Annotated in this window: 14 protein-coding genes and 1 tRNA gene; 8 read left to right on the top strand and 7 right to left on the bottom strand. The window is 52.7% G+C overall.

The window, feature by feature from the left end; genetic code table 11:
- Positions 1-17: 17 nt before the first annotated feature.
- A complete protein-coding gene (locus LOC67_RS07100) occupies positions 18-569 on the bottom strand; it encodes a hypothetical protein (RefSeq protein ID WP_230261836.1) in 552 nt (183 codons plus the stop codon).
- Between LOC67_RS07100 and LOC67_RS07095 the strand changes: the two genes are divergently transcribed.
- Together LOC67_RS07095 and LOC67_RS07090 are read left to right on the top strand one after the other, a co-directional pair.
- A complete protein-coding gene (locus tag LOC67_RS07095; RefSeq protein WP_230261835.1) occupies positions 568-1,104 on the top strand; it encodes a hypothetical protein in 537 nt (178 codons plus the stop codon). The genes LOC67_RS07100 and LOC67_RS07095 overlap by 2 nt on opposite strands.
- 122 nt (positions 1,105-1,226) lie before the next feature.
- Entirely contained in the window at positions 1,227-2,654 is a 1,428-nt protein-coding gene (locus tag LOC67_RS07090) for a sulfatase (RefSeq protein ID WP_230261834.1), read from the top strand.
- 48 nt (positions 2,655-2,702) lie between these two features.
- On the opposite strand, the gene LOC67_RS07085 is transcribed toward LOC67_RS07090, so the two are convergent.
- The 3 genes from LOC67_RS07085 to LOC67_RS07075 form a co-directional block, all read right to left on the bottom strand.
- A complete protein-coding gene (locus LOC67_RS07085) occupies positions 2,703-3,182 on the bottom strand; it encodes a hypothetical protein (RefSeq protein WP_230261833.1) in 480 nt (159 codons plus the stop codon).
- Positions 3,183-3,266: 84 nt separating this feature from the next.
- Complete coding sequence (locus tag LOC67_RS07080; protein WP_230261832.1) at positions 3,267-4,004, bottom strand: choice-of-anchor M domain-containing protein; 738 nt, start codon at positions 4,002-4,004, stop codon at positions 3,267-3,269.
- A gap of 337 nt (positions 4,005-4,341) precedes the next feature.
- Positions 4,342-5,571 (bottom strand): DUF1559 domain-containing protein, encoded by a 1,230-nt coding sequence (locus LOC67_RS07075; protein WP_230261831.1) that lies wholly within the window; start codon positions 5,569-5,571, stop codon positions 4,342-4,344.
- Positions 5,572-6,555: 984 nt separating this feature from the next.
- Between LOC67_RS07075 and LOC67_RS07070 the strand changes: the two genes are divergently transcribed.
- From LOC67_RS07070 to LOC67_RS07060, 3 genes are all read left to right on the top strand, one after another.
- Positions 6,556-6,629: transfer RNA gene (locus LOC67_RS07070), tRNA-Arg, on the top strand.
- A 1,915-nt stretch (positions 6,630-8,544) separates the two neighbouring features.
- Positions 8,545-10,377, top strand: coding sequence for an ATP-dependent nuclease (locus LOC67_RS07065; protein WP_230261830.1), 1,833 nt, complete (start codon positions 8,545-8,547; stop codon positions 10,375-10,377).
- On the top strand, positions 10,374-12,251 hold the full coding sequence (locus LOC67_RS07060) for an ATP-dependent helicase (RefSeq protein ID WP_230261829.1): 1,878 nt from the start codon (positions 10,374-10,376) through the stop codon (positions 12,249-12,251). Before LOC67_RS07065 ends, LOC67_RS07060 begins: the two co-directional genes overlap by 4 nt.
- 133 nt (positions 12,252-12,384) lie before the next feature.
- Here the strand turns inward: LOC67_RS07060 and LOC67_RS07055 are convergent, their stop codons facing one another.
- Both LOC67_RS07055 and LOC67_RS07050 read right to left on the bottom strand, forming a co-directional pair.
- A complete protein-coding gene (locus tag LOC67_RS07055; RefSeq protein ID WP_230261828.1) occupies positions 12,385-12,672 on the bottom strand; it encodes a hypothetical protein in 288 nt (95 codons plus the stop codon).
- Positions 12,673-13,748: 1,076 nt separating this feature from the next.
- Positions 13,749-14,714 (bottom strand): hypothetical protein, encoded by a 966-nt coding sequence (locus LOC67_RS07050; RefSeq protein ID WP_230261827.1) that lies wholly within the window; start codon positions 14,712-14,714, stop codon positions 13,749-13,751.
- A gap of 402 nt (positions 14,715-15,116) precedes the next feature.
- Here LOC67_RS07050 and LOC67_RS07045 point away from each other — a divergent pair, with 402 nt between their 5' ends.
- Positions 15,117-15,716: a sigma-70 family RNA polymerase sigma factor gene (locus tag LOC67_RS07045; protein ID WP_230261826.1), complete on the top strand. Its 600-nt coding sequence runs from the start codon at positions 15,117-15,119 to the stop codon at positions 15,714-15,716.
- Here LOC67_RS07045 and LOC67_RS07040 read toward each other — a convergent pair.
- Complete coding sequence (locus tag LOC67_RS07040; RefSeq protein ID WP_230261825.1) at positions 15,709-15,852, bottom strand: hypothetical protein; 144 nt, start codon at positions 15,850-15,852, stop codon at positions 15,709-15,711. The two genes, LOC67_RS07045 and LOC67_RS07040, sit on opposite strands and share 8 nt — an antisense overlap.
- A gap of 67 nt (positions 15,853-15,919) precedes the next feature.
- On the opposite strand from LOC67_RS07040, the gene LOC67_RS07035 reads away from it, so the two are divergent.
- Both LOC67_RS07035 and LOC67_RS07030 read left to right on the top strand, forming a co-directional pair.
- The gene (locus LOC67_RS07035; protein ID WP_230261824.1) at positions 15,920-18,271 is read left to right on the top strand and encodes a protein kinase domain-containing protein; all 2,352 of its coding nucleotides are present in this window, start codon (positions 15,920-15,922) and stop codon (positions 18,269-18,271) included.
- The gene (locus LOC67_RS07030; protein ID WP_230261823.1) at positions 18,243-19,355 is read left to right on the top strand and encodes a hypothetical protein; all 1,113 of its coding nucleotides are present in this window, start codon (positions 18,243-18,245) and stop codon (positions 19,353-19,355) included. Before LOC67_RS07035 ends, LOC67_RS07030 begins: the two co-directional genes overlap by 29 nt.
- The last annotated feature ends 10 nt before the right edge of the window (positions 19,356-19,365 follow it).

Raw genomic sequence — 19,365 nt, 5'->3', positions numbered from 1 at the left:
GCTTGGACTGGTTTTGGTTAGCTGGATAGCGATTCCGCGATCGGCACCGGATCCTTTAATGTATCGATCCATTGAAGTACCCGCATGGCAAACGCATTGGGGGCTTCGCCGACGGATTCGATGAAGTCTTCGTGCGAGGGATTCGGTTTTTTAATGATAAACGAATTCAGTGCCTCTTTGATCTGTTCCAGCCGTTGTCGAAGGATCGCGACGATTTCGGATTCTGTCGAAGCCTGCAAAGCTGTGGAGTTCAATTGCAGTCGGCTGACCGGTCCGGTGCCTTCGGACTGTTTCTCGATAAGACAAAGGCGGCCCGCTTCGGCTCGGTAGGCTCGGTCGTTAATAAAGACCCGACGGAGACGTTGATTTGCATCAAACTGAAACACGGGGTCCTGATCCCAATATAAACTGAGCCGTCCGTCGCGGCGAAAACCGATCACCACTTCCAGTTTCGATCCCGATTCCGGTTGGTTGTCGCCGTTTTGAGATTGAATCCAAATCCGCCCACGAATCGGCATCGCGACCCCGTCACGCAATAAGTCTTCGCGATCTTGTGTGTTTTTAGCCATGACAGATGAAACTGTTCGTAGTTCCTTAAAAATGCAGCCGACGTTTCGTGTTGAGCTGCCTTGGGAGATGGACGAAGCCAAACGAAGGGTGCGGGAAGTCGTTCGAGGCCCCGTGATGTCGCCTTATGCAGAAACGGCGGGGACCGTTGTCGATTTTAAAGTCGAGCCATCCGAACGCCGAATTTGGTCGCCTCACCTTTCCATTCAGTTGCATACGACAGACCAGCCACAGTCTACAGAGGCTTTCGGTCGGTTTTCACCCCGTCCGGAAATCTGGACGATGGTGATGGCTCTCTACCTTGTGGCCGCTTGCACGCTGTTCGGTGCGATGATCTATGGTCTCGTACAATGGATGATGAAGAATCCGCCCTGGGCTTTGGTTGTCGTGCCGATTTCACTAGGAACGATCGCCGCATTGCATATCATAAGCCTTGTAGGGCAAAGTTGGAGCCACGATCAGATGGAGTTGTTGAAGTCGCGGTGGGATCAAACCCTCGAACTTGCCGAGCAACTCCCTTCGCAATCTCATGCGTGAGTAACCGTGTCCAAAATTTGGAACTCAGCGAATTTGTACTCATGCGCCGGGCTTCGTCCTGAATAGTCGCACTGGTCTTTATTTTTACAATTTAAATCGATCTCGTTACCCAATAGAACTTTATGCATCGATTCGTCTTCGCCGCACTCGCACTGCTAACGCTCAGCTGCACGCTTTATGCGGAAAGCTCGCCGCCAAACTTTGTCTTTATCATCGCCGATGATTGCACTTTCCGAGACATCGGTTGCTATGGCGGTCAGGCTCATACGCCGAACATCGATGGTTTGGCAAAGCAAGGGATGCAACTGACAAAGTGCTTTCAGGCGGCGCCGATGTGTTCGCCAACACGGCACAACATTTACACAGGACTATATCCGGTTCACAGCGGCGCGTACCCGAACCATACCTTTGCCGACGAAGGCACCAAGAGCATCGCCCATTACTTGAAACCATCGGGATATCGTGTCGCACTGAGCGGTAAGACGCACATCGGTCCGAAGTCGGTGTTCCCATTCGAATACAGCGTGGTCAAGCGAAACCCAGACATGGAAGTCGTTGACAAGCTATTTTCAGATTCGGCTAAAAACAGCACGCCATTTTGTTTGCTCGCTTGCTCCAACGAACCGCATTCGCCTTGGAACAAAGGTGACGCATCGCGTTATCCGGCCGATAAAGTCAAATTGCCACCCTACCTGGCCGACACGCCTGTCGTTCGCAAGAACTTTTCAAATTACCTTGCCGAGATCACTTACTTTGATGACCAAGTCGGGCAAATTCTAGGCATGCTCGACAAGCACAACCTTTCCGACAACACCATGGTGATGGTTGTTTCCGAGCAAGGGAATTCGTTTCCCTTTGCCAAGTGGACTTGCTATTCAAACGGCCTGCAATCGGCGATGGTGGTCCGTTGGCCGGGCAAGGTCAAGCCAGGCACGACGTCCGATGCCATGGTCGAATACGTCGACATCACTCCGACCTTCATCGACGCTGCCGGATTGGACGAACAGAGCCATCTCGATGGGAAAAGCTTTCTGCCTGTGCTGCTGGGCGAAACCGACCAGCACAAAAGCCATACCTACGGTCTGATGACTACACGCGGCATCATTGCCGGAAGTGACTTGTTTGCGATTCGTACAATTCGTGATGAACGCTACCGATTGGTTTGGAACTTAAATCACGAAGCGACGTTCACCAACGCTTGTACCGAAGCAGATTACTTCAAGTCGATGGAAAAGGCTGCGGCCGCGGGTGACGCGGTTGCCGAAGACCTTGTTGCCAAGTATCAGCACCGGCCAGAGTTTGAGTTGTTCGATTGCGATAATGATCCGCTTGAAATGACAAACTTGGCGGACGATCCTTCGCAAGCGGAACGCGTTTCGCAGTTGAAAGAAAAGCTGGTCGCATGGATGCAGTCTCAAGGCGACGAAGGCATCGAAACTGAGCGAAACGCGATTCTTCATCAGGACCGATACAAAGGGATGACACCCGAGCAAGCGGAGAAGGCGTATCGACGAGCGGTGCGAAATCGGAAAAGCAATCCGATCAAGTAGCGATCAACCGCACCACGGTATCGCGTACATCACCCAAGTCGCATCGCACTAGCAACGGTTCTCAGTATCTCCCCCTCGTCGCAAGGCTTCCGCCTTGCGACGCCCTGTCTCGCAGCCTCCGGCTGCCAAGCACCAGCAACCGTGGCTAACGCCAAAACGGCTCAGGCAAATGCCCCGAGCCGCATCGCGATAGCGACGGTTCTCTGTTTCTCCCCCTCGTCGCAAGGCTCCCGCCTTGCGATGCCCAGTTTCGCAGCCTCCGGCTGCCAAATACCAGCAACCGTGGCTATCGCCAAAACGGCTCAAGCAAATGCCCCAAGCCGCATCGCGATAGCGACACTTCTCTGCGTCTCCCCCTCGTCGCAAGGCTCCTGCCTTGCGATGCCCAGTTTCGCAGCCTCCGGCTGCCAAATACCAGCAACCGCGGCTATCGCCAAAACGGCTCAGGCACATGCGCCAAGCCGCATCACGCAAGTGACGGTTCTCTGTATCTCCCCCTCGTCGCAAGGCTCCCGCCTTGCGACGCACTGTCTTTCAGCCTCCGGCTGCCAAGCACCAACAACCGTGGCTATCGCCAAAACGGCTCAGGCATCTAGCCCAACCCGAACGTAACTACGACCGACGTTTTCGTCGGCGCAAAACGGTTGCCATCCCGATCAGGCCCAGCGACGCTAGCGAACTCGGTTCCGGAATCGCGGTCACGTCGCCGACGATGAACCGGAATGTGCCAACATCACTGACTGAGCCACCGGCGGCCAAATTCGCGACCGCAGAAATTTCCACGTCATAAATGCCTTCGGCGGTGAAGCCGTACGAATAGTGATCGTGTCCGCCGATCGCGACATCAAGCGTATCGGTCACGTCCAAGCCATTGTTGGATTGCCAATAGACGTTCGTCCCGCCGATTCCACCGGTTTGCCACAACGCAAACTGGCCTGGCCCACTGAAGGATGTCATGGTCATCGTCGCACTGCTGAATGTCGCATCCAGTTCTTCCGCCGCGATACCGAGGAACGGGATTCCGACGCTGCTTGATTGTGGAATCAACCATACCGAATCTCCGGCAAACGTACCCAGGAACGGGACATCTCCAGTGGTGGTCACCATGGCATTGCTTCCGACGCGTACCGATGCATCTGCCGGATCAAATTCCATTTCACCTACAAGCGGTGAGCCATCAATCACCGCTCCGCTTCCAAAGTGATAGTGAAGGTGCAATTCATCATCTTCGTAGGCCAAGCCGATGTCAGCGTGTCCCGATGAGTACTCGACCGCATCGGCCAGGCTGACACGGCCGGTTGCGGTGGATGTGGCGATGAAAGCCAAGCAGTAAAAAAATGTTCTGGTCATCGTTGAGTTCCGATTGATCAAGTTGATTAAAAAACAGTTGGTAAAATGCGAAACAACAGCACGGCATACGTCGCGTGCGGTTAAAGGAAACGACGAATCGATCGTGTGACGGATCAGACGTCGAATTGAAAATCACTACAGTCGGCGCGTTGAACTTTGCCGTGCGGCGTTCTATGAAGCCACTGCCCCGTGACTGCCCCGTGACTGCCCCGTGAACACTCTGTGAAGCAGCGACTTTTAAAATGAGGCGTCATTCATGGAACGCCATAGCGAGTCGGTGCTCTGCTGTTTACGCGTCGCATGTTGTGTTTGCCGGTCTTGCGTGGACTCGCCTTGATTAGCGCTCGTTGTCGAGAACTTCTCCGCCGTTGCGACTTCCCATCGCCCAGTACAGTTCGCGATCGATCGATTCGCTTACAAACTGAACGCTGCCATCAGCCATCGACAGGTGCACGCCACCGTTGTGATGGCTACTCGGCGTCACCAAGTTCATGCCGTCATCTTCGCCACCATAGACATGGCAATTGCGTTGATTGATCGGGATCACCGGCATCAAATGATTGGCCGCGAACGTCCATCCGGTGATCCATGCGTGGCCGTGACTTTGGCTATACGCCGCATCCGCCAGCGAGACTCCTTCGCAGTATCGCACCCATGTCGCCAACGTCCGCCGCGTTGATGATCCACCGCAGAAAGACTGCATGGCGATTGGGGTAGTCGATGCGATATTGCTTCCACCAAAAACGTCCGTTGATTCATAAACTCGCGAGATCATTCGTTCGCCGGTCGCAATGGTGTTCGACAGTCCGTCGGTCACATCGGCAAAACGAATTCTCGGCTGCTGCCACGGATCTTTGGACATCGGGTTTAGCAAACCGATGATGCCGTTTTGACGTTGCAGCGGAAACGGTCGTTCGGGCCCCAGTGAGGACTTTGGCCATCCGATGTTCCCGGCATAGCTTCCCGGTCCAGTCGGGATGCCAAGCGAAAACTGTTGAACGGATTCAGGGTCACTGGGGCACAGGTAAGATGGCACGATCGCACCGGCGATGTCTGCATCAACATGGCTTGGTGCGATCGAGTAGTCTCGGTATTCGGAGTCGCTTGTGTAATCGGTTCGCTGTGAAAGCGATTGCTCGAAATGGATTTTCTCGTGCAATGCCGATTGTTCCATCTGAGGCAGGATCCTAGCCAACCAGCTGTGAAAGCCGCTTCCTGCTCCACCTGGATGCTGATCCGCACCGGTCATGCTATTGGGAAAGCAACGATGCGTACCGTGGTAGGTATGCAGCGCCAACGTGACTTGTCGAAGATTGTTCTGGCACATCAGACGGCGCGCCGCTTCGCGAGCCGATTGAAGGGCTGGCAAAAGCAGAGCGACTAAAATTCCGATGATTGCAATCACAACAAGCAACTCCACCAGCGTGAATGCGGGACGAGCAAGGTGAGCTTTGTGATGGGAAGGCATGGTGATGTACTGCGATGGCACGGACACCCAAAGGCAACCGAGCACGGTCAAGAGCCCCACGGCGCGCACCTTCAGCTCGACACGGTTTGGTCGGACCATTCGTCAAGATTCAGGCACGCGACGCGCAGGGCCTATGACAGTTCTCGATGCCCGTGAACTCAGGTGACTGAATAACAGGGAACTGAAACAAGCAACGCGTATGGAGATGTGGCGATGGCGAAGAAGTTGCAAACGCACCGCGAGGCAGCGGACTGCTTCGTGTGCTATCGCGGTCAAGTCGATCAACCTGCGGATGCTTCGCGCGCATCGTCAGCGAAGACTCAGCAAGCGGGCAGCGCGGTTCGATCGAAATAGCAGCGAGTTCGCAAGCTCAGCCACAGAAGGCTGGCGGGCCGCGTGCCGGCGGCAATCCACAGCAGGCATCGATCGAGTGGATCGATAGGCATGGAGAAGTTTCACTGATCGCGGCGAGTTGGCTCAGCAGTGGAGCCGTGGCGGTAATTTCGCCGACCGGGATCGCGATCGATTGGCAGATCGGACAGTCATCCGAATCGTGATCGACAGGAGCCTGCGGGGACTTTACAGGGCCGTGGTCGGCATGCGTTCCGCAGAGCGAATCGGTGGGGCTGTCATGGTGGTGGCAGCAGGAATGGTCGGTTGGTTCGGGCCCAACATTCGGCGATGTGCCGCAGCATTCGATGTGGGTGCAGCTTGCGACGTGAATCCACGCAGGCACCTGCCCAAGCACCAGAAAGGTGCAAAGCAAAGTCGTCGTTAGATGTCGGAACGCTGCAACCACAATTCAACCTGACGAGCAGGTGTGTGAGTACTGACAGTACAAATAGTTGGGTCCGACCAAAGACTCAGAAGCCATACGATGGTACGAGCGCTCTGGTTCGTCAAGTCCATTTTGTAATGGTGGGATCACATGAAGCGTTGCGGGGGCCTGGCAAAATATTGGCGATCGGGATGATCCCGCGGATTCACAGAGGGTGTCAGCGCTGAAATAGTCCGAATTGGAGAACTGACGGAGCTAGACAAGCGAACCCGGATCGGTAAAACTGCGTCTCTTCAAAAACCAACGCACCCGTAGCTCAACTGGATAGAGCATCGGTCTTCGGAACCGAGGGTTGGGGGTTCGAATCCCTCCGGGTGTACTCAATGCGGTCAACGGTGCTCATTAAGAGCGTCTTTGTCCGTTTTTTGTTGCGTTTGAGCGAATCGGCTTTGCTTGCAGCTTCGCCCGCTATCGCGAATTTGTTACCGCCCGCGTTACCACCAGCCGGGTCGTTTTCCAAACGCGGCACTCAACTTACCTGCATGATTGCCTTTCGGCTCACGATTGTGAGCACTTCCGGCAAGTCTTCGCTTTGTTTGGATTCAGAACGAAGCGGCATTCGCATGAGCACCAGAGGCAATCTGCTTTGACTCGGCAGGAAGCTCTGCATCGAGACACCGGCAGCGTTTCGTGATCAAAGCTTCGGCAACTGGGTTGGTAGGCAACGCGTGCTATGTACACCCGAGGACTTAAAACGCAGAGGACGCGGTGAACGCAGAGAAGTTTGCAGCTTGGGCTCTGCGTCCACCGCGCCCTCTGTGTTTATAACTGCTCCACCCAAAACTGCAGTTTCGCCCGCCTCATCCCTGGTGGGTTGACTGGGAGAAAGGGAGAACGCCTCTTTGTTTTCACTTCGGGGGGACGCATGTGAGGGCGGTCTCTGGGACGTATCGTTGACTCAGTATTCAGCCGACGTGCGATCCATTCGACCCCGCAGCCTGCACCCAGCTGGGCACAGCCTTGCGCTGCCTCCAGTTCCTTTTCCGGCAGGACCTTATTCACACGCGAAACCCATTTTGGCGGTCGTGGCATCGGCCAGGGTGATAGCTGTTTGAGTTCGGCGTTTTGTAGTGCGATCGCCAGAACATTCCCTACCGCCATCTCACCGCGCTATCGAGCAATTTCACGCAACGGGCATTGCGTTCTACTTTGCGGTGCACCAAGTGATAGTGATTGGGCATCGCTTGAGAGTAAATCAATTCAACCTGAAGAGTCTTCAAGGCATCGCTGAGGCTCCGCTCAAACGCAACGTCGTCTTTGTCCTTGTAAGAAATCTCGACTCTAAGATTGCCACAATTGAGAACATGGTAAACACCGCCGGCTGCATAGACCCGGGGAGCTTGAGGAATCGGTCGGGACGCTAGAAAACTATGTCGGCATCAAAACGCAGCTCATCACAGCCGTCTAGACCAGGAAAGAGGCCTGACCCCTTTTGATTCTCCTGACCCCTTTTGATTCTCCAATGGGCATTGCGTTCTACTTAGCGGTACACCAAGTGACAGTGATTAGGCATCGGTTGAGAGCAAAACAAGTCAACATGAAGAGTCTTCAAGGCATCGCTGAGGCTCTGCTCAAACGCAACGTCGTCTTTGTCCTTAGTAAGAAATTTCGACTCTAAAATTGCCACGATTGAGGACATGGTAAAGACCGCCGGCTGCATCGACCCGGGGAGCTTGAGGAATCGATCGGGACGCTAAAAAATTATGTAGGCATCAAAAACGCAGCTCATCACAGCCGTCTAGACCAGGAAAGAGGCCTGACCCCTTTTGCTTCCTCCAAGAAAGCGACGAATAGCACGCTCGTATGCAGCCCGAGTGTGCGGATTCCGGAGTTTCCCAAACAAAAACTCCTCCCAGGCAAACCTACCAGCTGCCCCAGGCTGTTCGATAAGATCTGGAAGGTCGGCTTTGCCAGATTCGCCCATAGCAGGAAGCGAATGCCCGGAAGGCAAGGCAATTGCAGGGAGTGTTTTCGGATTCACAAGCACGCAAGAAGTTGCACCAGTAGCCAAGGACGAGCATTACACAGTGAGCTAGTCGGAATAGATTCCTGGTGAGTTTTTACTCCAGCGAGATTAACGCACAATAACGTCCTTTGTCATGCACTAAGTTGACCCATCACTTCCAAGCCCTTACGCTCTGCTGAACCTGTACCTCTGCATGGGTGTCTTGATGCAATGCGAATCGTGAAGCTAGATATCCTGGGCCTGCTTTCCGAACATGGAAAACTTAAACATGCCGACTAATACCGGAATTCGATTGGCGACAGTGCGAATCGCCAACTTTAGATCACTGAAACGGGTTGAGGTAAAACTTAATGCAACTTCTGTGTTGATTGGTGAAAACAACGCTGGAAAGTCGAGTTTTGTAGAAGCAATTAACGCAGCAATTGGCGTTGGATCGAGAAGTATCTCAGCAGACGATGTGTTCCTGGACAGCGGTGAGTCGGCGGCACCTCGTGACCGAGCGATATTTATCGATCTTTTGTTCCGCCCAGAGGTCGACGAGGAATGCGATGGAGCATATTTCCCGCAGGGGAGTCCGTGGCTTGAACTGTTTGGCAACTGCATATTCCAAGATGACGATGACAGTGATTTCGTCGCGATAAGAACGCAACTTCGCTGGGACCAAATCAAAGCAGATTATTTCGTTGAGCGAAGATTCCTCAAATCATGGTCTTCTGACGTCTGTGGAATTGAAGAAAGTGAGGTGGCAGACCGAGTCACGCAGGTATTGCCCCATCAGATTGATGCAATTGGGCTCTATCTGCTTGATGCAAACAGGGATGTAGCACTGGACCTAAGAACCCGAGGTTCAGTTTGGCAACGGCTCGTTGCAGAACCGGGGCTATCCGATGCAGACATAGAAAGCATTGAGAGTAAGCTAAACGAGATCAACCGGATGGTTGTCGAGAACAGCAGCGTACTCTCTTTTGTCCAGAGTAGCCTTGCACAGGTCGCCGAAGTCGTGAACTGCGAGTCTGACAAAGTTGAAGTCACTCCCGTTGCAAGACGATTTCGCGATCTGAATAGAGGAATGGACGTAGTGATGTCAACCTCCGGCGCGTCACAATTCCCAATTTCTCGACAAGGCCTTGGCACTCGGAGTCTCGGTACCTTCTTCTTGTTTCGAGCGTACATGAACTGGAAATTAGGAAACAAGACACACGATGCAGTTCATCCACTGGTAGTAATCGAAGAACCTGAATCACATCTTCACCCACAGGCTCAAAGGTCTGCGAAGTCGCAGATTGACGCGATACCAGGACAGAAAATTATCACAACTCATTCGCCTTACGTATGTGCACAATCGTCGCTTGAGTCCTTTGTCCACTTCAGGAAAGACGGGAGTGAAACGCGAGCAGTCCAGATCCAAGCCAAGTCGATTCCTGGCTTCACCAAGGACGACGTCCGGCGTATCGACCGAGAGGTAATGCATACACGTGGCGAACTTATCTTCGCTCGCCAAATTGTTCTGTTCGAGGGAGAAACGGAAGAACAAGCAATTCCGCAGTTCGCAAAGCTGAAGTGGGGCAAAGAGCCGTACGAGCTTGGAGTGACTTTTGTAGGTGTCGGTGGCGATGGCAGTTACTTGCCGTTCCTGAGGGTTTGCAAGTCTTTCGGTATCCCCTGGGTTATCTTTTCGGATGGTGAAAAAGAGGCCTTGAAGGCTGTAGAAGCTGCTCTGAAGAAAGCCAAAGAACCCAAGATCATCGACAATCCTAACGTCTTCCATCTCCCAAACGGGAACAACTTCGAGCAATACATCACGTCACTGCTCCCCATCGATTCACTCAAAGAAATGATTGTTGACTACGTCGCGGAGAGCAAACAATTAAACGCACAAGCGAAAAAAGCAATCAAAGCGAAGTGGAGTTCGAAAGGAACGAGTGATGTGCTCGATGAACTTTCGAAGTACAAGACCAGCTACGCACCTCGCATACCGGAGGTTTTCCAAAACGCATTCGCGAAACAACCAGAGAAGCAGTGTCCCCCCATCATTAAGAACATGTTGGATTCATGCTCGATTATCGGCACCTTGACAGGTGACAAGCGAGAGACCGAATGACTGTCAGACTTAGCGATCCACAAAGAGAAGTTGTTGAGCACCCAGGTGGCCCATTATTGGTGCTCGCTGGACCGGGAGCCGGGAAAACTAGGGTCCTGACGGAACGCATCCGTTGGCTGCTCACATCTGACACATCGCATTATCGAATTCTGGCGGTAACATTCACTAACAAAGCTGCCAACGAGATGATTGAGCGACTAGACGATGTCGACCAAGCGTCGGAGCGGTCTTTCATCGGGACACTGCATAGCTTTTGTGCTGAGGTGCTGTCAAACCGTGGAAAATCGGTCGGAGTTGACGGAACACCGCACATCTATGAGTCGCTGCAAGATCGGCGGCAGCTAATGCGAGAAGTGGTAATGCAATCGCCGAGAATGCATCAACTACTCCGCGAAGCAGGCGACGCTAAGAAACAATCGAAAAGAATAGATGACTGGCTTGCGGCGATCTCTGATTGCAAGAACCGATTGCTCACTCCAGAACTGATAGAAGAAGAAGACTTGAGCCTTTTATACCTCGAGTATGATGCAGCGTTGCGTGCGAATGAAGCGTTGGACTTCGACGACCTACTGCTGAAAACGTACCAGCTTCTTGAGAACCGACCGGCTGTCGCAAACTTTTTCCGACGGCAATACAAATATGTGTTTGTGGATGAAGCTCAAGACTTAAATGAGTCGCAGTATCGAGTTCTAAGTGCATTATGCGGCCCAAGCTTTCAGGACATACTAATGGTTGGTGACCCTGATCAGGCCATCTTCACTTGGAACGGCGCAGACCCCTATTACCTCGACCTATTTAAGCAAGAGTTTGCTGCTACTCCAATTCGACTTGAAGAAAACTTTCGTTCTTCGAGGTCCGTAGTACGAGCAGCCCAGAGCATCAACGAAAGCTACAGCGTCGATGGGCAGCTTGCAATCGAAGGGCTGGCCAGAGTAACTAAATGCACGGATGAGGAAGAAGAGGCTGAGGTTGTTGTTGACACAATTGAGGACTTGCTAAATGACGGCCACAAAGACGTGGAAGGCGAACTCGACCTAAGTCGATTCGCAGTAATAGGACGAAACAGATTCGTACTCTCAGCAATTGAAGAAGAGTTATTATCCCGGGATATTCCGTTCTACAAGAAAGTCGCGTCGACTTCCTACCAAAGTGAGTCTGATGTAGTTGCTGATTTTGAGCTGGCACTTCGTGTGACATCAAATTCTCAGGATAGATTGCATCTTTCCTCGCTCGCGAAGCGATGGGGAGTCCAGTGTGACTGCAACGAGATTTGCTTTCGAGCCAAAGAGGACGGTACAGAGGGCATTGTGATGATTGAGCGTATGGCCTCACAGTCAGAATCGACTTCCTGCACTGCGGTAGTCGAAGCACTCAAGCAGGCATGCAAAACTGACGGTCGACTGCGTCTATCAAGAGGATTACAAAGCCTACGTTCGTATTCATCCTCATTAGAGGACGCAAATCGAGCCTTGGTGTGCCAAGACTTGGATAGCTGGGAAGAACACTGGGATGTATTCGTGAGAGCCAACCCTCCTTCGGCTCAAAGTGTCTCTGCGTTTCTGAGTCAGCTAGCGTTGGGAGCCACCCAGCAACCTGCCGGCGAAGGAGTTGCCCTGCTCACTGTTCACTCGGCAAAAGGACTCGAATTCGACGCAGTTTTTGTCGTTTCGATGGTTGAGGGGATTTTCCCAGACTATAGGGCAGACGACGAAGCAATGGAGGAAGAGAAGCGAAATGCTTTTGTCGCAATCACTCGTTCGCGAAGGCTATTATATCTATCTTGGACTCAGTCTCGTATGATGCCATGGGGCGACCGGAAGGTGCAACGAATCTCTCGATTCGCCCGGTCCGTGGAAATTGGGATGGATGCTTAAGTAGCCAAGGGACACTTATCAGCGTTACCCCATTCGAGTGTCATTGAACACCGATAGGTGGCCGGTAGTCTTCAACCGGGAAGAAAACAGGCCACCTGGCGTTCCAGTGCGATTGCACTAGGAACAGCATTGATTAGGCAGCATTGCCTTCATTTGCTTCCGCATCCCCTTCATCGATGATCCACGTGTGGCATCGGTCCAGGACTTTGGAAACGAGAAGCAAGTCGTCGCGACCGAACGAATGGGAGTCCTTCCATCCGTCATCGTCTTTGAACATGCGAGTGACGGTCACGTTGTAGCGTGTTCCGTTGGCCGTCTCGTTCTCCCAGATAGCCGCACGAATTTTTCCCATGCGGATCTCTTTGACGGGACGAGCGGAAGCTTTCTTGGACGTCTGACGCTTTGCTTGAGTAGCTGCCATTGCAACTTCTCCGAAATGAGTAACGAACATTTGGCATCGACTAGACGCAGTCGAGCTACCGAACGTCGTTGACCGACGGCCGATAGCTCGCTGAATCCGTAATCATGCGGGAAGTGTTCGCTGACTGGTCAAAACCTCCTGACTACCGGCCTCTTTCGACGGCAGGTGAGGGCCATCGAGTAAGAGGGTGCAAGCTGAATCCGATATTCGGCAGGAGAAGGAGCAAAGCGGACAGAATTCACCTATCACAGCGAACGGTGCATGTCATATCAGGCGGGCAGTGAACGCCCCGTGAATCCGGAATTGCGTCCGAGAACTGTCCGAGAACCGCTGGTATTTGTCCGAAAACATTATGAGATCTGGACTGTTGGCGATGAAAAACCGCGTGCCAACTCTTGTTGGAATTCCTTTCCAGCAAAGCACTTACGTGCAAGTTGCCTCCGTAGCTCAACTGGATAGAGCACTGGTCTTCGGAACCGAGGGTTAGGGGTTCGAATCCCTCCGGGTGTACTTAATACGGTCAATGGTGCTCATTAAGAGCGTCTTTGGCCGTTTTATTGTTGGGTTTGAGCGAATCGCCTTTGCTTGGAGGTTCGCCCGCTATCGCGAATTTGTTGCCGCCAAGCGATTCGGTTCATCGCCGGGATTGTGCTTTTGCGATCCAACCATAGTCCCCGAGTGATTTGGTGTGACTAGATTGGAAAGCTGCCTGGGTGAACGGGATTGGCGATTCTTTGCAGTGCAATGGGTCAGCACCCTAAGGTCTTCTGCCACAAGTCACCTGCCAAGTAGTTTTCCAAACGCGGCACTTTGGCTTGGCCAGAAGTTCTAAGTCGAGGCGCCGGGATCGTTCCGTGCCTGAGGACTCAGCAATTGGTTTGGTCGACAAGGCGTGCTGTCTGTACCCAGGGATTGAAAACGCAGAGGACGCGGTGAACGCAGAGACGTTTGCAGCTTGGGCTCTGTGTCCGCTGTGTGCTCAGTGGTTAAAGCTGATCCACCCTCATCGCGCAAGTGGACTTGGTGTGTCGAGCGGTTTGGGCGGAACGCTTGAATGTGGCGGCTATGCTTGCGGGCTATTTGAACAGGTTGGCTTGCAGGAATTTGAAGCGATCGTGCCCTTTTCCGTATTCCTTTTCGGCATGTTTGGCGAGCGATTTGGTGAGTCGTTTCTCGTCGGCCAGTGCGGACTTATATTCGGCCAGTGTTCGCTCATCGACCATGTCGAGAATCGCACCGTGTAGAACTAGCTTTGCTTCATCGCTCAGCTTTCGCTTTGCTGTTCTCATCAAAATAGGGCAGGCCGCTCGCTTGATACCGACCGGTGTTCCCAGGTAAAGATGTTGCAGCGCCGAAACTAAAATCGGCATCGATGGATTGGTATCAAGCATCTCCAGAATTTTTGGCCACTTGGTTCGGTCTTGCAGACTGTTGGTCCAGTTGAGGGCCGTCTGTTGAAGTCGTCCGTCGTCGGAATCCAGGTAGGCGATCAAGATTGGTGGGATGCGGCTGTCGGCATAGTAGCGTTTGTGAATGGATGCCAGTGCGATGATCAGTAACTCCGCCACCTTGGTCGACTTTTCTTTCGCCAACGCTTTGATAATCGCCTCAGTCACGATTGGGTTTTTAGGCCATGGATTCCAATCGCTAATTCCGATGCCTCGTGCAGCTTTCGAGCACTCCTTCGCGGCGGCGAGTCGCTTGGGCTCGTCCCGTGAACGAAGGTCCTTCAGTGGACCACGCTTCTGAGCTTTTAGGTCATCGCTGTCGGGGATCAGTTCGGCATACAGCGATTGGACCTCGGCGTCTTGTGACTTCTCGTAGCCATGCTTCAAAAGCAGGTCTTGCGCCTTGCCGTACGTGCGATCGAATTCCTCATGGTCTACAGACCGGCGACGAACTGACAACGTCTCTGCAACTTCGCCCGTTTTGTGGTTGATACTTACGGCTGTGTCGACGGGATGCCCGGTTCGCCGCTGATAATCTGCGGCACCTTGGGTGATCAACGTTGTCGCCTTCTTACGCAACTGGCTGATGTTCATTGGGACCTCCATCAAGATGAATAGCGATGCTGGTCATTGTGTGATTCTGGTCGATAAGAGTGATGTCGTTTTGTATGCCGAGTCAACGTCTCTTTGCCGATTCATCGGATGAGTTTGTTATCACGCCAGCGATGACGCGTCTTGTTGAAGCTCGGTTGTATGCTGTTCTATAACTGCTGTGACTTTGCTGGTTTTGCCCTGCAGCTTCTGGTGACTTTCACACTACCGCGACGTGTTGGATCGCTGTTAACATAGCTTGGTTTGATCCGCTGTGGTTCGGCAGGCCGACCTGCGTATTCTTAAAAACTTTGATTAATGCGAGAAACAAAACTCTGGCGAATCGGACTCTAATTATGCAGCGTACGATAAGGAGGCGCCAGTTTGACGGGTGATGAATTTGCATTGACGATTGACCGAGCCCGGCGAGGATCGACGGCCGACCTTGGGAAGTTACTGCAGCGGTATCAGAATTATTTGTACTTGTTAGCTGTGACACAAATTGGCACTCGCATTTCCCGTCGTGCAAGTGCATCAGACGTTGTGCAAGAAACCATGTTGGCGGCTCATCGTGACTTTTCACAATTTCGTGGTCAGTCACAGTCGGAATTGGCCGCTTGGCTAAGGTGTATCCTTTCGAGAAACCTTATCCGTGAGTTCGAACGTCATTTGGCGGCTGAAAAACGCGATGTTCGTCGAGAAATCTCGTTTGAGGCAATTGCCAATGGGATGGAGTCCAGCTGCACGATTGCTGCTGCATTGATTGGGTCACGTCAAGCGGATCCGGCGCAGATTCTCATTGACCACGAAGAATCAGTTCGCGTCGCTGACTTGGTCGCAATGCTTCCGGAAGACTATCGCACGATCGTCATGTTAAAGGTTTTTTCGGGTTTGAAAACGAATGAAATCGCTGACGAAATGAGTCGGTCACCGCAAGCGATCCGTTTACTTTGGATGCGAGCGCTACGCCAATTACGGTCGATGCATGAGGAAAAAATTAGTTGACGAATTCACCGAGGTCCTCCGGTTCCCAGCGACAGCCTTCATCTTCATTACCGGATGCCACCGTCTCGGAAATTCGTGTGGCCGAATTGGTCGACGAATTTTGCAGCTCACGCATAAACGGTAGCTCGCCAGACATCGATACATTCTTGGCGGAACACCCCGAGGATGCTGAAGATCTTCGAGCGTGTCTCGAAGGTTTGAGGATGCTGGATAAGACGGTCGATCAGATCGATAAAACGATCCGCCGTACTGAGTTTATCGAGGGCGACTCATTTGGTGATTTCCGAATCGAGCGAGAACTCGGCCGGGGATCGATGGGAGTCGTTTACTTGGCGACGCAGAAATCATTGCGCCGACTCGTCGCGATCAAAGTGTTGTTGCCTTCATCGGCTGTGAAGCCAAAATCGATCGTGCGGTTCGAACGTGAAGTGATGGCTGCCTCGGCGGTGGATCATGAACACATCGTTCCTGTCTACGACGCGAACCAAATTGACGGTATCTATTTTTTCGTCATGCGTTTTGTCGACGGCTGTTCGCTCGCGGACCCTCGACATCGTCTTGCTTTTGAACGCTTGTCTAGGCTTGATCGCGATAAGCAGTTCGCGTGGATGTTCGCGAAGGTGGCGGATGCGATCGGCGAAGCGCATCGGATTGGAATCGTTCACCGGGACATCAAGCCGTCAAATCTGCTGTTGGACCGCAATGAGAAGATTTGGATCAGTGACTTTGGACTCGCGCGAGTAGGGTTGTCTAGTGATTTGACGGCGAGTGGTGATTTGATCGGGACTTTGCGATACATGAGTCCCGAGCAAGCTTCCGGCCGGATCGATCAAATTGACAGTTCGAGTGATGTTTATTCGTTGGGCGCGAGCATCTACGAAGTTGTCACGGGGGTTCGCATTTTCGATGAGGATGAAGGCCTGACGTTGCTGCGCAAGGTTCAGTCGGAAGAGCCTCGGTCAGTTCGCCGAGTCGACAGTGCCATTCACCGAGATTTGGCGACCATCATCGAACGTGCCATCTGTCCAGATAAGGCAACCCGCTACGCAACCGCAGAGGAACTGTCTGCCGACTTAAAACGCTTCGCTTCAGGATTGCCGATTCATGCCAGGGCGGTCACTTTCACCGAACGCGTCAATCGGTGGGCGACGAAGCGTGCATCGGGGATTCTGTTGGTTTTGATGCTTGCGATCACCTGTTTATTGGCGGCGATTGCCCACAATCGACGATTAGCGGATGAACAGCAACGAACCGACAACGCGTTCCGACTCGCCCATAAAAACTATCGCGAAGCCAGGGATGCGGTTGACCGATTGGGAGCAGCATTTGCGACGCGTTTGGCACCGATTTTGGGTGCGAGAGAAATTCGCCGTGATCTCCTGATGGAAACGCTCAGCTATTACGAGCGGTTCGTAGCGGACGTTCAGAATGACGCGAACATTTCTACCGATGTCGCAATAACCCGACTCGAAATCGCGCGTGTTCTCGTCAGCTTGGAATCACCCGAGGTCGCCGACGCGGCTTACGCCAAAGCGATCGATGCATTGCAGGAAATCGCACAGCCTTCGTCCTGCGAACTATGGGCACGAGCGATCAACGAACGCGCGATCCTCCGCAGTGACGCCGGTGACCATCTGTCGGCATTGAAGCTACTTCGTTCAATCAACGCGTCAGATTCCGATTCGCAGTTAGGCTGGTTTTCGAAAGCTTTGACACACAATCATGCGGCACTAATCCATTTCCGAGTCGGGCAGACAGCTCAAGCACTTCACGAGATTCGCGTTGCGTTGGGATACGTCAATCAACATGCGGACGATTCGGCCAATGCATCCGATCGCGTTGTGCTGGCGAGTGTGATGAACAACCTTAGTGCGATTCTCAGTGAATCAGGAAACTACACCGAAGCGACGCAGATTGCCGACCGCGCCACTCGTGTGTTGTCGACAAGTGAATCGGACGACGTGCCGAAAGTTCATTCGGCGATCGCGTTTAGCAACCTTGCGACCGTATTCGGCCGAGCGGGTAACGACGTCGAAGCGATCAAGACATTTCGGTATTCGATTCGGATGTTCGAAGACCTCATCGACCAGTCACCGACCGATCCGCGGACATGCTGCCAATTTGTGGCGACACTGAATAACTTTGCGATCACGTTGGCCGCATCCGATCGATTCAGGGAGGCGATCGCTGTTTGCCAACGCGCACAGAAATTGATACAGCCGATGGTTCGCGATCATGCGGATCACTCGGCCGTTCTGCGTTCCGCCGCGAGTGTCCAAAAGAACTTGGCAACATTGTTTCAAGAAGTGGGCGACCTACGCCAAGCCCAACGAGCCTTTGACGAAGCGGAACGCTATTTATCAAAAGCAAGCGTTGACCACTTCGCTGACCAGTCTGAAAAACAAACTCTTTCAAATCTGTTTTCTCTTCAAACAGCCCTGAGCGACAAAAATGATACGGACGAAAACTCGCTTTCGACGATTGGCCGCGCAGCCACTCGAACATCGAAGGCTACTAGCTTCCCTGATGTCCCGTCTTCCGACAATTCGCCTTGATGTGTCAGAGGTGCCGGGCTGGGAAGACCAAGTCCAGGTTGTCGATCAGAGCGGTGAAACCGTTTCGCTGTCGCGAGCCGGGATGAACGCGATCCAAAGCATTCAAGCAATCGATCAACTGATCGCACCACGATTGCTGGAGAATGACCCGATTCGACAAACGTTGCAAAGCAACTATTGGGAAAGCGTTTCCGATTGGGCTTTTACCGATCCTGAAGAAGTCATCGCAACCGAGCAGGCAATCGCAATTGCTGAAACCGGGTACGTTGTCGTCAGTGATACGCTGCCCTTTGGTCCTCCGCTATCGAGTCAATTATCAACCTCTGGACTGCTTGAATCACCGATCGAACCGACAGTCAGCGAAACTGCCGCGCCACCTGAAACTTTAGATCCGACGCCAAGTTCTGAGCCGAATGTGTCTGGTCAAATCAACGTTCCATTTCAGGTCGCAAGCACGTTCCTAACATCGTTGTTAGACGAGATTCAAAGCGACACGCGATTCCGACCGAATCGAAATTCGATCGAAGGCGGTGAAGTTGATTCCGGCGAGCAAGTGAACTCGAAGAGCGACTCCGTATCCAGCCAACGCCCCGACGAATCGGTCAAGCGGAATGGTACGCCGGACTCGGATGCCATCCCTTCGCTAGCCGATGGGCGTCCGCACCCGAATGCGGAACAATATGCGAGCATTAATTCTTCATTACGCCAAACTTCTTATCAGATTGACGAAGCCTTGGACTACCGATCTGCAATGGCATGGTTGTCGATGGACTTTGATCAGAGGTCCCCGATTGCTTCGAATCAGATACGGACGATACCGGTTGCATCCTCTCCTTTTGAACTAATCCAATTGGTGCTTGGTGCAGAGTTTGTTGAGGCCAACTCCGACGGAACCGTCGCGTTCTTGCCTCTGTCGCAGAACCAAATAAGGGACTCCGATGGTGACTCACCATGGTTGCTGAGGCGATCAACTAATTCAGTTTCTTTCTTTGCTTTGTTGATCGTCGGCGGATATTTCTACCAACGTCATCAACGACAGGAAAAGTGTGAAACGGTTGGTCCACAGTCCGTACCTTTACAGTAGCCAAAGTGCT

The sequence above is a fragment of the Stieleria sp. JC731 genome, from assembly GCF_020966635.1.
Taxonomy (GTDB): Bacteria; Planctomycetota; Planctomycetia; order Pirellulales; family Pirellulaceae; genus Stieleria.
The sequence above is the reverse complement of the archived record's forward strand: the minus strand, read 5'-3'. Positions and strand labels throughout refer to the sequence as shown.

Coding starts and splice junctions, on each gene's coding strand:
- LOC67_RS07095 (WP_230261835.1), top strand. CDS start 568: ATGACAGATGAAACTGTTCGTAGTTCCTTAAAAATGCAGCCGACGTTT.
- LOC67_RS07100 (WP_230261836.1), bottom strand. CDS start 569: ATGGCTAAAAACACACAAGATCGCGAAGACTTATTGCGTGACGGGGTC.
- LOC67_RS07090 (WP_230261834.1), top strand. CDS start 1,227: ATGCATCGATTCGTCTTCGCCGCACTCGCACTGCTAACGCTCAGCTGC.
- LOC67_RS07080 (WP_230261832.1), bottom strand. CDS start 4,004: ATGACCAGAACATTTTTTTACTGCTTGGCTTTCATCGCCACATCCACC.
- LOC67_RS07075 (WP_230261831.1), bottom strand. CDS start 5,571: ATGGTCCGACCAAACCGTGTCGAGCTGAAGGTGCGCGCCGTGGGGCTC.
- LOC67_RS07065 (WP_230261830.1), top strand. CDS start 8,545: ATGCCGACTAATACCGGAATTCGATTGGCGACAGTGCGAATCGCCAAC.
- LOC67_RS07060 (WP_230261829.1), top strand. CDS start 10,374: ATGACTGTCAGACTTAGCGATCCACAAAGAGAAGTTGTTGAGCACCCA.
- LOC67_RS07055 (WP_230261828.1), bottom strand. CDS start 12,672: ATGGCAGCTACTCAAGCAAAGCGTCAGACGTCCAAGAAAGCTTCCGCT.
- LOC67_RS07050 (WP_230261827.1), bottom strand. CDS start 14,714: ATGAACATCAGCCAGTTGCGTAAGAAGGCGACAACGTTGATCACCCAA.
- LOC67_RS07040 (WP_230261825.1), bottom strand. CDS start 15,852: ATGTCTGGCGAGCTACCGTTTATGCGTGAGCTGCAAAATTCGTCGACC.
- LOC67_RS07035 (WP_230261824.1), top strand. CDS start 15,920: ATGCTGGATAAGACGGTCGATCAGATCGATAAAACGATCCGCCGTACT.
- LOC67_RS07030 (WP_230261823.1), top strand. CDS start 18,243: ATGTCCCGTCTTCCGACAATTCGCCTTGATGTGTCAGAGGTGCCGGGC.